We start from the raw sequence: 13,268 nt of genomic DNA on the forward strand, positions 1-13,268 counted from the left end.
GTTTAATGTGAAGAGCTAAATCGAAGGCTCACATCAAATAAATACAAACAAACAGATGAAAGCAGGAATTGTAGGATTGCCAAATGTTGGAAAATCAACATTATTTAATTGTTTATCTAATGCAAAAGCGCAGAGTGCGAACTTTCCGTTTTGTACAATCGAACCTAATATTGGTGTTGTAAACGTTCCAGATCCAAGAATCAACAAATTAGAGGAATTGGTTAAACCAGAGCGCGTTCAAATGGCAACTGTTGATATCGTTGATATTGCAGGTTTAGTGAAAGGTGCGAGTAAAGGTGAAGGCCTTGGAAACCAGTTTTTAGGAAACATTAGAGAGTGTAATGCTATCATTCACGTTTTGCGTTGTTTTGACAATGATAATATTGTACACGTTGACGGAAACGTAAACCCAATTCGTGACAAAGAAACTATCGATATTGAATTGCAGTTAAAAGATTTAGAAACCATCGAAAAGCGTTTAGAAAAAGTAAAACGTGCTGCAAAAACAGGGAATAAAGAAGCTCAAGCAGAGGAAGCTTTGCTAAACAGAATTAGAGAAGCTCTTTTGCAAGCAAAATCTGCTAGAACAGTGGTTCCTCAAAATAATGACGAAGAAGTTTTATTGGAAAGTTTTCAATTGATAACTGCAAAACCAGTTTTATACGTTTGTAATGTTGACGAAAGTTCTGCAGTAAGCGGAAATAAATATGTGGATCAAGTTCGTGAATTAGTAAAAGATGAAGATGCTGAAGTAATTGTACTTTCAGTAGGAGCAGAGGCTGATATCACAGAATTGGAAAGCTACGAAGAGCGTCAGGTGTTTCTTGAAGATATGGGATTAGAAGAGCCAGGAGCTTCAGTTTTAATTCGTGCAGCTTATAAATTATTAAAACAGCAAACTTACTTTACAGCTGGTGTAAAAGAAGTTCGCGCTTGGACTATTCCGATTGGAGCAACTGCACCACAGGCAGCTGGAGTTATCCACACTGATTTCGAAAAAGGATTTATCCGTGCAGAGGTGATTTCATATGATGATTACGTTCATTACGGTTCTGAGGCTAAAGCGAAAGAAGCTGGAAAATTCAGAGTGGAAGGAAAAGAATATATCGTGAAAGATGGTGATGTAATGCATTTCCGTTTTAACGTTTAATTTTTTTTTTAGACAAAAGAAACAAGAAGAAAGATAATAGACTAAACTGCTGGAGAGATTCAGCAGTTTTTTTATACCCGAAAAGTTAATATTCACAAAGTATGTCATTTCGACGAAGGAGAAATCTCCGTTAGAAACTCTACAAAGATTGGCGATTTTCGTTGCGGAGCTACTTGCGAAGATTTCTCCTTCGTCGAAATGACAAACTATACCTTGGCGTTGCGGTTTTTTCCAGAATGAAGCAAAAAATAATCCGTTTAAATCTGTGCTTTCGCGAAAGCGAATCAGTAAAATCCGCGTACAATTTTAGCATTCAAAAAATTTTGGCTCAAAAATTGGTTACAGAAAAATAACCAATTACTAATCTAAAATCAACCAATCAAAATGCTAAAAAAATCATTCAAAATTCTGGGCTGGATGCTTTTCGGAATTTTCAGTTTTCTTGCTTTGTATATTTCTTCTGTTTTAATTATTTCGAAAATTACAGTCAATTCAGATATTGCAAAAGTGGAAGAGCAAGATGCAATTCCAATTTATATTCTCTCAAACGGAGTTCATACCGATATAGTTGTTCCAATCAAAAATGAAATTAAAGATTGGCGAAACGAAATTCGATTTAACCAAACTCAATCAAAAGATTCCTTAATGAACTATATCGCTTTTGGTTGGGGAGATAAAGGCTTTTATTTGGAAACGCCAGAATGGTCAGATTTAAAAGCAAGCACGGCTTTTAAAGCCGCTTTCGGAATCAGTTCGTCTGCTGTGCATGCAACATTTTTTAAAAACTTAAGAGAAGGAGATGACTGCAAACGCATTTTGGTGTCAAAAGAAAATTATCAAAAGTTAGTCAATTATATTTCAAATAGTTTTAGCGATCCAATTCATCCACAATGGATTGAAGGTCATAGTTATGGAAAAAAAGATGCTTTCTATGAAGCAAAAGGAAGTTATAGTCTTTTTTATACTTGCAATACTTGGGCAAATAATGCCTTAAAAGCAGCCAATCAAAAAGCAAGTTTGTGGACGGTTTATGATAAAGGGATTTTTTGCCATTATAAATAGACTCATGAAAAAGACAGCTTTAATTATTTCCGCAATACTATTAATAGTTTCCTGTAAGAAAGCAGATGCGCCCCTAGAATGTGCAGATGGATGTGCGAATTTTTATTTTCAAAATCCACAACCAGATAAAGATTCGGAATTAAATGGCTTTCCTAGTAAATTCAGAGGGCTATATGTAAATAATGATTCGACTTTTATTAGAATTGAAGAGAATAGAATTTTAGAAGAATACTTTTATAAATTCAAAATTCACAAGCTTAAATTAGATTCACTAAAAGCTGACTGCGATATTGTTGATGGCAAATTAGTAGTGAAGAATACAAAATATAGTTATGATATGCTGCCAAAAGGAGATTCGATAGAGTTAATTCAAAAAAATATTGATACGCTATTTAGGTTTTCACTTTATCAAAAAGCAAAGCGTATTGATGGACAATTAATTTTGAGCAGAAAAGATTCAATATTTTGGAAAATTCGATTTGTTTCGCTTGACAAAAATATACTTAAATTTAAAAATCTTTACGATCTAAAAGACTTGAAAAAGCTCGATTCTGTAACTAAAATAAAAGCAAAAAAGCTTGATTCAATTTCTTATTTAATAAAGCCAGTGAGAAGCGAATTTAAAAAGATATTCAAAATTAAGCATTTAGGATACGATCATGAATATAAAAAGGTATCTAAATAAAAATGGAAAAAATATAAAATTCCCATAAAATCACAGAAGAGCCTAATTTTCATTATTGATTACATTTGAGTGAATATCAAAAAATCAGCAAATGAAAAATCACAATATCTTTTCAAAAACTTGGTATTTATTAAAAACGACATTTTTAGAATTCAATGATGACAATGCCATAAAGTTAAGTGCGGCGTTATCTTATTATACCATTTTTGCTTTGCCTCCTTTATTGATTATTATAATTACCATTTGTGGCTTCTTTTTTGGGGAAGAGGCAGTCACGGGTCAGTTATATGGTCAGATAAATCGATTGGTTGGAAATAATGCTGCGGTACAGATTCAGGAGGCAATCAAGAATGTTCAATTATCAGACAGTAATGTCTTTGTGACGGTTTTTGGAGTGGTAATGTTGCTTATTGGGGCATCGGGAGTCTTTGCAGAAATTCAGAGTTCTATCAATTATATTTGGGGGCTTCGTGCAAAACCAAACAAAGGATTGAAAAAGTTCATTCAAAACCGATTAATGTCTTTTTCAATGATAGTTTCAGTAGGATTTTTAATGCTGGTCAGTTTAATGGTCAATGCTACACTCGACGTCTTGAATGAACGTTTAAAACTCTATTTTCCAGATACAACGGTCTACTTTTTTTATGTGGTTAATTTGGTGATTGTTTTTGCCAGTATAACATTGCTTTTTGCTATTATATTCCGAACTTTACCAGACGGCATTATCAAATGGAAAGATGCTTTTATAGGAGCTTCGTGCACAGCAATTTTATTTATGATAGGTAAATTTGCAATTGGAGTTTACTTAGGAAATTCAACTGTTGCAAGTGTTTACGGCGCAGCGGGTTCAGTAATTATAATTTTGGTCTGGGTGTATTATTCGGCCATTATTTTATATTTTGGAGCAGAATTTACTAAAGTCTATGCAAAAGCTTTCGGCGGAAGTATTTCACCAAATGATTATTCTGTAGCAATACAAAAAGAGATTTTTGAAATCGAAAATTAATATTAAACCATATAAGTAATAGAAGGAAATTTAAGTTTTTTTTTTAATTTAAGGACAAAGTTTTTTAAATAAACTTATATTACTTATATGGTTTAAAACAAACAAATACCACAAATATGAAAATAGTAGCCTTTGGAGGAAGTAACAGTACACAGTCAATCAATAAACGTTTAGCAACTTACGCATCTAGTTTGTTTGAAAATGCAGATGTTGAAGTTTTAGATTTGAACGATTTTGCAATGCCTGTATTTAGCGTAGATTTAGAAAAAGAAATTGGTCAGCATGAAGTGGCGCAAGCATTCTTGAATAAACTTAAAGAAGCTGATATTCTAGTGGTTTCAATGGCAGAAAATAACGGAAATTATTCTGTTGCTTTCAAAAATGTTTTCGATTGGAGTTCTCGAATCGAAAAAGATGTTTTTCAGCACAAACCAATGTTACTACTGGCAACTTCTCCAGGCGGTAGAGGAGGCGCATCTGTTTTAGGAATTGCGCAGAATCTTTTCCCTCGTTATGGCGCGGAAATTAAAGGAAGTTTCTCATTGCCAGCATTTGGCTCGAATTTTGATTTACAAAAAAATAAAATCTCTAATCCTGAATTAGATCAAGAACTGAAAGATATTATTAAATCAAATTTTTAAATGCCACAAAAAAAGATTGCCCTTATTTTCCTTTTGCTAAATAGTATTTTCATCAATTTTACTTTTGCTCAAAAGATTAGTGAAGTTGATAAAATAGTTGCCAAATACCCAAAAAACTTTGATAGCACCGAGAAATTAGCCGAGAGAATCGAAAAAGATTTTGATTCGGATTATGATCGTGCTCGTGCTATTTACAGTTGGATTGCCTTCAATATACGATACGATTACAATGCATATTTGAATCCGCCTAGAACGCAGGGTTTCAGTTATTCTTCGGAAGCAGAAAAACAGCGAAAAATAAAGCAGCTGAATGATAATTTGATCCAAAAAGCTTTTAATTCTAAAAAAGCAGTTTGTGAAGGTTTTACGGCTTTGTATCAGCATTTGGCATCTTTGATGGGAATTAAATGCGAAATCATTCGTGGAGATTCGAAGATTTCGGTTAGAGATATTGGAAGAAAAACAACTTCGTCCAATCATGCTTGGAATATGGTTTTGATAGATAAAAAATGGCGTCTTTTAGATGTTACATGGGGACAAGGTTATTATGATAGCAGTAAGGGAAGAATGGTCAATGACTTTAATCCTGCTTATTTTGATACAGATCCAGATTATTTTTTTGCGAAGCATTTTCCGGATTCAGGTTCTTATTTAGGAAATAGGTTAAGCAAAGAAGATTTTCTTAATGGACCTTTGATTTATAATACGACAATCGAAAAAGATTATAAAATTAAATCACCAGATTCTGGAATAATTGAAGCCAGAAATGGAGAGAGAATTACAGTTGAAATCAAAAATCTTTCAAAGTCGAACCAGGTTTTTTATTTAAATAAAAGAAATCAGGCAGTTAAGGTTCAAAATCCTAAAGAGAAGCGAGGAAGTCTCGAGTTTCAGATTCCAATAGATAGAAATATTGGTGATTACATTACTGTTTTTGCTGATGGCAATAGTGTGGTTTCTTTTAAAGTAGTTTCGAAATAGAAGATTAAGAATCCAGCAATTTTCATCTTTTCTGAAATTGCCGTATCTTAGCAAGAATGATCCGAATTTGAACACTATGGAAGCGACTTTTCTGAAATCTATTCTAGATAATGATTTCTACAAATTTACAATGCAGCATGCTGTAATTAAACTTTTTCCAAAAGCAAAAGTTCGTTACGGATTTATAAACCGCGGAAAACATATTTTTCCTGATGGCTTTGCAGAGTTGCTTCGAAATTCTGTCAATACAATGGCAGATCTTCGTTTAACAAAAGAAGAAAAGAATTATCTCGCTCATTATTGTCCTTATCTCGATCCGACTTATTTGGATTTTCTGCAAGGATATAGCTTTGATCCGTCTGAAGTTCAGATTAGTCAGGAAGGCTCAGAAATAAAAGTTACCGTTGAAGGATTTTGGTACAGAACCATTTTATGGGAAGTGCCGTTAATGGCTTTGATTTCGGAACTTTTTTATAAATCCAACCACTTAATTCGTTTAAACGATGAAGCTGTAAAAAGTCTAACGAAAGAAAAAATAGAGAATTACAATAAACTTGGAGTTTCTATTCTAGAGTTTGGATCAAGACGACGACACTCTTATGATGTACAGAATCTTGTAAATGAGACTTTGCGTACTTATGGCGGGCAGAGCTTCATTGGAACCAGCAATGTGCATTTTGCAATGGTCAATAATCGAAGACCTCTAGGAACACACGCGCACGAATGGTTTATGTTTCATGCCGCACAATATGGCTTTAAAATGGCAAATTCAATAAGTTTGGAGCATTGGACGCAAGTTTATGGCGGCGATCTTGGAATTGCTTTAACAGATACTTATACTACAGAAATATTTTTCAATCAGTTTGATAAAAAATATTCCAAACTTTTTGATGGCGTTCGACATGACAGCAGCGATCCAATTGAGTTTGCCCAAAAAGTGATTTCGCATTACATAAAAATGGGAATTGACCCAAAATCAAAAGCCATTGTTTTTTCTGATTCACTCAATTACGATAAAGTAAAAAAGATTGTCGATTTCTGTCAGGACAAAATAAAAATGTCGTTTGGAATAGGAACAAATTTTACCAACGATGTTGGGCTTCCTGCAATGAATATGGTGATTAAATTAACCGATACAAAACCCGATAATTTGCATTGGCAAGGCGTTGTGAAACTTTCTGACGAAAAAAATAAAAATACGGGAACACCCGAAATGATTGCTTTAGCAAAAGAAGTGCTTGGAATCAAATAATATTTTTTGCTGAAAAAGCAGTTTTTAGACCATTTTAGCGCCTGTTTTACTTTAAAATCAATTTAAATAGATTTTAAACTGTTATTATTCATAACAAAAAGAAAATACGCTTTCATTTTTTGCTAAGAAATGGTACATTAGCAAAAAATCCCAAAATCATATATGCTAGAGCAAAATCAATATACCGAAGATAATATTCGTTCGCTTGATTGGAAAGAACATATCCGTATGCGTCCCGGAATGTATATCGGAAAACTTGGAGACGGATCTGCGCCGGATGATGGTATTTACATTCTTCTAAAAGAGGTTTTAGACAACTGTATCGATGAGTTCGTAATGGGCTCAGGAAAAACTATTGAGGTAAGTATCAAGGAAAAGACGGTTACCGTTCGTGACTACGGGCGAGGTATTCCGTTAGGAAAAGTGGTCGATGTAGTTTCGAAAATGAATACGGGAGGAAAGTATGATACAAAAGCTTTCCAGAAATCAGTAGGTCTGAATGGAGTCGGTACAAAAGCGGTAAACGCACTTTCGACTTATTTCCGTGTTGAATCGGTTCGTGAAGACAAACAAAAAGCGGCAGAGTTTTCAGCTGGAAATTTAGTTTCAGAAGAAGATATTATAGAAACAACAAAACGTAAAGGAACAAAAGTAACTTTTACGCCAGATGAAACTATTTTTAAAAACTTTAAATTCCGTTTGGAATATGTCGTGAAAATGGTTAAGAATTATTGTTACCTAAACAATGGTTTGACGATTATTTTCAACGGAGAAAAATACTATTCAGAAAATGGACTTCGTGATTTGTTGGAAGAAACGATCAGCGAAGAAGATTTAGAATACCCAATTATTCACTTGAAAGATAATGATATTGAGGTAGCGTTAACCCATAGTAAAACGCAGTACAGCGAAGAATATCACTCTTTTGTAAATGGTCAGAATACAACGCAGGGGGGAACGCACTTAGCGGCTTACCGAGAAGCTGTTGTAAAAACGATTCGTGAGTTTTACAACAAGAATTTTGATGCTTCTGACGTTCGAAAATCGATTGTAAGTGCGATTAGCATTAAAGTGATGGAACCGGTTTTTGAATCTCAGACTAAAACAAAATTAGGTTCTACCGATATGGGTTCTGATGATGGAACACCAGCGGTTTCTGTTCGTACTTTCGTTAATGATTTTATCAAAACGAAACTGGACAATTATTTGCATAAAAACCCGCCGACAGCCGAAGCTTTATTGCGTAAAATTCTTCAGGCAGAACGCGAAAGAAAAGAATTATCAGGAATTAGAAAACTGGCGACAGATCGTGCTAAAAAAGCGAATCTGCATAATAAAAAGTTAAGAGACTGCCGAGCGCATCTTCCAGATACAAAAAATCCAAGAAACTTAGAAAGCACGCTATTTATTACCGAGGGAGATTCGGCTTCTGGATCGATTACAAAGTCGCGTGACGTAAATACGCAAGCAGTTTTCAGTTTGCGTGGTAAGCCTTTGAATTCATACGGAATGTCTAAAAAGATTGTGTATGAAAACGAAGAATTCAACTTGCTTCAAGCTGCACTTGATATCGAGGACGGACTAGAAAAACTGCGTTACAACAATATTGTAATCGCAACTGATGCCGATGTCGACGGAATGCACATTCGTTTGCTTTTGATTACTTTCTTTTTGCAGTTTTTTCCTGAGTTAATTAAAGAAGGACATTTGTATATTTTACAGACGCCACTTTTCAGAGTTCGCAACAAAAAAGAAACCATTTACTGTTATTCTGAAGAAGAAAGAAAAGAAGCCATAGAAAAACTGAAACCAAAACCAGAAATCACCCGATTCAAAGGTTTGGGAGAAATTTCGCCAGATGAGTTTAAAAACTTTATTGGAGACACAATTCGCCTCGATCCTGTAATGATGGATAAACATACTTCAATTGAGCAGTTGTTGTCTTTCTACATGGGGAAAAACACTCCAGACCGTCAAGATTTTATTATCAAGAATTTGAAGGTGGAGATTGATGAGCTTGAGGAAGCTTAATAATTAAATTAAAGAGAGTGCCAGACGGTCTTCAAAATAAAGTCATTTTTCAGCAAGTTGCCGAGTTATTGCAGAATGCCCGACAACAGGTTTTGCGTACCGTAAATTCAACAATGACCATTACTTATTTTGAAATAGGAAGAATTATAGTTGAAGAAGAACAAAATGGAAAAGATAGGGCTGAATATGGTAAACGGCTTTTAAAAGGGCTTTCTCAGCAATTGACAAAGGAGTTCGGAAAAGGGTTTTCGATTAGAAATTTGGAACAAATAAGACAATTCTATATGACTTTCTCAAAATCCGAGACACTGTCTCGGATTTTACAAATTCAAAAAGCGCAGACAGTGTCTGCGGAATTCAAATCTCAAAAAACGCAGTCAGTGTCTGCGAAATTTGATAAAGTGGATTATCAAACTTTGTCTTCATTTTTTAAATTGACTTTTAGCCATTATATTTTTTTAATGCGAATTGAAGATGAAAAAGAAAGGCGTTTCTATAAAATAGAAGCTGAAAAACACAATTGGAGTGTTAGAGAACTAAAACGCCAATACGATACCGCACTTTATACTAGATTAGCATTAAGCAGAGATAAAGAAGGAATTTTAAAACTTTCCGAAGAAGGCCAAATTATTGAAAAACCAAAAGATATTATCAAAGATCCTTATATTCTTGAATTTTTAGGATTACCTGAATTGAATCAATATTCGGAATCGCAATTGGAAGAGGAAATTATTAATAAGTTAGAGCATTTCTTACTAGAGTTAGGTCATGGTTTTACTTTTGTTGCAAGACAGGAAAGAATTACTTTTGATGATAAACATTTTAGAATTGATTTAGTTTTTTACAATAGAATATTGCGGTGTTTTGTCCTAATAGATTTAAAAATAGGCGAATTAAAACATCAAGATCTAGGCCAGATGCAAATGTATGTCAATTATTATGATAGAGAAATGCGATTGGAAGATGAAAACAAAACTATCGGAATTGTACTTTGCCAAAACAAAAGTGAAGCTGTGGTTAAATATACTTTGCCTGAAAATAATGAACAGATTTTTGCTAGTAAATACAAAACCGTTTTACCAAGTGTTGAAGTTTTAAAAGAATTATTAGAAAGTAATAATATTTAACCAATGAGGAGAATTGTACTTTTATTAATTATTTTAGGCATGATTTCTTGTAAAAAAGAAAATATAGCATCTACAATTGTAAATGAAAAAATAAAAGAGAGTAAATCAAAAAGTGAAATAGTCAAAATAAGAGATTTTCCTTTAAAGGATTTATCCAAAGTTGAGGTTTTGTCTTATGAAGATCGAATGCGATGGGATGATATTAAAAATAGATATACAAAAGACCTTGTTGTTAATTATAAATTGAATTTCGACAGTACAAAGGTTAAAGAGAGAGTAGCACTAAATTCAGTATTGAAAAATGAATTACTGGAATTACTGTCTCAGGATAGTTGTAAACTAGAAAACCTGCCTAGAGATTGTTATATGCCGAGACATATTATACTTTTTAGAGATCATAAAAATAGAATAATTGGTTACAAAGAGCTTTGTTTGTCATGTAAAGGTTTTAAAGAGTCAAAAAACCTAGAAAATTACAATGGCTTTTGTTTTAGTCAAATGGAAGAGCTTTTTATAAAAGCAGGAATCAAATATTTAGACGAAGATTACGAATAAAATAAATAGGTTACTGAAATAAATTCAGCATAAAAATGAAAGACGAAGAAGACGATAACATAATTCCAAACGAAGACGAGAATAATTCAGATGAAAATCTAGATAACATTCAAGATGGCGATGATGATGTGGTTGATGGTGAAGGAAAACATTTTGAAGGAGCACATTTCTACGAAAATCAGGAAGAAGAAGGAGAAGATGTTATTACGAAGGTAACGGGAATGTATAAGGACTGGTTCTTGGATTATGCTTCGTATGTAATTCTGGAACGTGCAGTTCCTGCTATTGAGGACGGATTCAAGCCTGTTCAGCGTCGTATTATGCACTCGTTAAAAGAGCTGGATGATGGGCGTTATAATAAAGTTGCCAATGTTGTTGGTCACACCATGCAGTATCACCCACACGGAGATGCGAGTATTGGTGACGCAATGGTACAGATCGGTCAAAAAGATTTATTGATTGACTGCCAAGGAAACTGGGGAAATATCTTAACTGGCGATGGGGCAGCAGCACCCCGTTATATTGAGGCACGTTTATCTAAATTTGCTTTAGAGGTTCTATATTCTCCAAAAATCACAGAATGGGGATTATCGTATGACGGTAGAAAAGCCGAACCAATTAATCTTCCGGTAAAATTCCCATTGCTTTTAGCACAGGGTGCTGAAGGTATTGCAGTTGGTTTATCAACGAAAGTATTGCCTCATAACTTCAATGAATTAATTGACGCTTCGATTAAAATCTTAAAAGGGAAATCATTTACGCTTTATCCCGATTTTGCGACAGCTGGTATTGCGGACGTTTCGAATTATAACGACGGAATGCGTGGCGGACGTGTGCGTGTTCGTGCTAAAATTTCGCAATTAGACAAAAATACCTTGGTAATTACGCAGATTCCGTTTTCTACCAATACATCGAGTTTGATTGACAGTATTTTGAAAGCCAATGAAAAAGGTAAAATCAAAATCAAGAAAATTGAAGACAACACCGCTGCTGATGTTGAGATTTTAATTCATCTTTTCCCAGGTGTTTCACCAGATAAAACAATTGATGCTTTATTTGCGTTTACAGCCTGTGAAACTTCTATTGCGCCTTTAGGATGTGTTATTGAAGATAATAAACCATTATTTATTGGTGTTTCGCAAATGTTGAAGATTTCAACTGAAAGAACGGTTGATTTGCTTAAACAAGAACTTGAAATTCAATTAGAAGAATTAAAAAACAAGTGGCATTTCTCTACTTTAGAAAAAATCTTCATTCGTGAAGAAATGTATATTGACTTCAAATTATATGGAGATAGAGAATCACTTTACAAATATTTATACGACCGTTTTGAGCCTTTCAAAAAGTCATTTGTTAGAGAAATCAATGATGACGATTTACAAAGGCTGACTCAAATTCCGATGATTCGTATTACTCGTTTCGACTCTGATAAAGCAGATGAATTAATCTCTAGATTAGAAGAGGAAATGAAAGAGGTAGAATACAATTTGGAACATCTTACCGATTTTGCCATTGCCTATTTTACCAAACTGAAAGAGAAATACGGAAAAGGACGTGAGCGTAAAACAGAACTTCGTGTATTTGATAATGTTGAAGCTACAAAAGTAGTTTTAAGAAACACAAAACTATACGTAAACCGCGAAGAAGGTTTTGTAGGAACAAGTTTGAAGAAAGATGAATATGTAGGCGATTGTTCTGATATTGATGATGTTATCGTGTTTTTAAGAGACGGAACCATGATGATCACAAAAGTGGATGCGAAAACTTTTATTGGGAAAGACATTATCCATGCAGCTGTTTTTGATAAAAACGATAAACGAACTATTTATAATATGATGTATCGTGATGGTAAGTCAGGTCCGTCTTATATAAAACGTTTTAATGTTACGGGTGTAACACGCGATAAAGCTTACGATTTAACAAACGGAACAAACGGCTCTCAGGTGGTTTATTTTTCACATAATCCAAATGGAGAAGCTGAGGTTGTGACTATTTTATTGCGCCAGGTTGGAACAATTAAGAAACTGAAATTTGATATTGATTTTGCGAAACTGGCTATCAAAGGGCGTGGATCTAAAGGAAATTTAGTGACCAAATATCCGATTAAAAAAATCGAATTAAAAGAAAAAGGAATTTCTACTTTATTGCCAAGAAAAGTTTGGTTTGATGATACTGTAAAACGTTTAAATGTTGATGCAAGGGGAGAATTGTTAGGAGAATTTAAACCAACAGATAAAATATTAGTCATTAGTCAATCAGGGAAATTGAAAGTAATCATTCCAGAATTATCGACTCATTTCGATGAAGATATGATTGTGTTGGAAAAATGGAATCCTAAAAAACCAATTTCTGCGATTTATTATGATGGAGAGAAAGAGCGTTATTTCTTGAAACGTTTCTTGGTTGAAAATGAAGGTAAAGAGGAAAGTTTTATTACAGACCATCCAAATTCACAGTTAGAAATCGTTTCGACTGATTATCGCCCAGTGGCACAATTGGTTTTCGCCAAAGTTAAAGGCGTTCAAAAAGACGATCTTCATATTGATGTAGAAGACTTTATAGCCGTAAAAGGTTTTAAAGCTCTTGGAAATCAGCTGACAACGGATAAATTAAGACAAGTAAATTTATTAGAGCCGCTTCCATATGAAGAACCTGCAGAAGAGGTTCCTGAAAGACCAGAAATTCCAGAAGATGATCCTGTTGAAACAGAATTGGACGATGACGGACAAATAGGTCTGGTTTTAGAATAAAAAATGAAAACGCTAAGATTAATTTTCT

11 protein-coding genes are annotated in these 13,268 nt (G+C 34.0%); all 11 read left to right on the top strand.

Annotated features, from left to right (window positions below):
* Positions 1-55 precede the first annotated feature (55 nt).
* The 11 genes from ychF (at position 56) to GR162_RS12410 (ending at position 13,240) form a co-directional block, all read left to right on the top strand.
* Complete coding sequence (ychF, locus tag GR162_RS12360) at positions 56-1,150, top strand: redox-regulated ATPase YchF (RefSeq protein WP_160782418.1); 1,095 nt, start codon at positions 56-58, stop codon at positions 1,148-1,150.
* A 384-nt stretch (positions 1,151-1,534) separates the two neighbouring features.
* Complete coding sequence (locus tag GR162_RS12365) at positions 1,535-2,212, top strand: TIGR02117 family protein (protein WP_160782419.1); 678 nt, start codon at positions 1,535-1,537, stop codon at positions 2,210-2,212.
* 4 nt (positions 2,213-2,216) lie between these two features.
* Positions 2,217-2,897, top strand: a complete 681-nt coding sequence (locus tag GR162_RS12370) for a hypothetical protein (RefSeq protein WP_160782420.1) — start codon at positions 2,217-2,219, stop codon at positions 2,895-2,897.
* A gap of 91 nt (positions 2,898-2,988) precedes the next feature.
* Positions 2,989-3,903, top strand: a complete 915-nt coding sequence (locus GR162_RS12375; protein ID WP_160782421.1) for a YihY/virulence factor BrkB family protein — start codon at positions 2,989-2,991, stop codon at positions 3,901-3,903.
* A gap of 116 nt (positions 3,904-4,019) precedes the next feature.
* On the top strand, positions 4,020-4,544 hold the full coding sequence (locus tag GR162_RS12380) for an NADPH-dependent FMN reductase (protein WP_160782422.1): 525 nt from the start codon (positions 4,020-4,022) through the stop codon (positions 4,542-4,544).
* Positions 4,545-5,525 (top strand): transglutaminase domain-containing protein, encoded by a 981-nt coding sequence (locus tag GR162_RS12385; protein ID WP_160782423.1) that lies wholly within the window; start codon positions 4,545-4,547, stop codon positions 5,523-5,525. It begins immediately after the preceding gene.
* A gap of 76 nt (positions 5,526-5,601) precedes the next feature.
* Positions 5,602-6,777: a nicotinate phosphoribosyltransferase gene (gene pncB, locus GR162_RS12390; RefSeq protein WP_160782424.1), complete on the top strand. Its 1,176-nt coding sequence runs from the start codon at positions 5,602-5,604 to the stop codon at positions 6,775-6,777.
* Between the two features lie 162 nt (positions 6,778-6,939).
* Positions 6,940-8,808, top strand: coding sequence for a DNA topoisomerase IV subunit B (locus tag GR162_RS12395; RefSeq protein ID WP_160782425.1), 1,869 nt, complete (start codon positions 6,940-6,942; stop codon positions 8,806-8,808).
* Between the two features lie 17 nt (positions 8,809-8,825).
* Entirely contained in the window at positions 8,826-9,935 is a 1,110-nt protein-coding gene (locus tag GR162_RS12400) for a PDDEXK nuclease domain-containing protein (RefSeq protein WP_160782426.1), read from the top strand.
* 3 nt (positions 9,936-9,938) lie between these two features.
* Positions 9,939-10,490, top strand: coding sequence for a hypothetical protein (locus GR162_RS12405; protein WP_160782427.1), 552 nt, complete (start codon positions 9,939-9,941; stop codon positions 10,488-10,490).
* Between the two features lie 35 nt (positions 10,491-10,525).
* Entirely contained in the window at positions 10,526-13,240 is a 2,715-nt protein-coding gene (locus tag GR162_RS12410; RefSeq protein WP_160782428.1) for a DNA gyrase/topoisomerase IV subunit A, read from the top strand.
* The last annotated feature ends 28 nt before the right edge of the window (positions 13,241-13,268 follow it).

Origin of the sequence: Flavobacterium sp. HBTb2-11-1, from assembly GCF_009826975.1 — a bacterium.
GTDB lineage: Bacteria > Bacteroidota > Bacteroidia > Flavobacteriales > Flavobacteriaceae > Flavobacterium.

Bases quoted from the DNA above. Each gene is read 5' to 3' on its own strand.
- GR162_RS12380 (WP_160782422.1), top strand. From the start codon at position 4,020: ATGAAAATAGTAGCCTTTGGAGGAAGTAACAGTACACAGTCAATCAAT.
- GR162_RS12405 (WP_160782427.1), top strand. From the start codon at position 9,939: ATGAGGAGAATTGTACTTTTATTAATTATTTTAGGCATGATTTCTTGT.
- pncB (WP_160782424.1), top strand. From the start codon at position 5,602: ATGGAAGCGACTTTTCTGAAATCTATTCTAGATAATGATTTCTACAAA.
- GR162_RS12410 (WP_160782428.1), top strand. From the start codon at position 10,526: ATGAAAGACGAAGAAGACGATAACATAATTCCAAACGAAGACGAGAAT.
- GR162_RS12385 (WP_160782423.1), top strand. From the start codon at position 4,545: ATGCCACAAAAAAAGATTGCCCTTATTTTCCTTTTGCTAAATAGTATT.
- ychF (WP_160782418.1), top strand. From the start codon at position 56: ATGAAAGCAGGAATTGTAGGATTGCCAAATGTTGGAAAATCAACATTA.
- GR162_RS12375 (WP_160782421.1), top strand. From the start codon at position 2,989: ATGAAAAATCACAATATCTTTTCAAAAACTTGGTATTTATTAAAAACG.
- GR162_RS12395 (WP_160782425.1), top strand. From the start codon at position 6,940: ATGCTAGAGCAAAATCAATATACCGAAGATAATATTCGTTCGCTTGAT.
- GR162_RS12365 (WP_160782419.1), top strand. From the start codon at position 1,535: ATGCTAAAAAAATCATTCAAAATTCTGGGCTGGATGCTTTTCGGAATT.
- GR162_RS12370 (WP_160782420.1), top strand. From the start codon at position 2,217: ATGAAAAAGACAGCTTTAATTATTTCCGCAATACTATTAATAGTTTCC.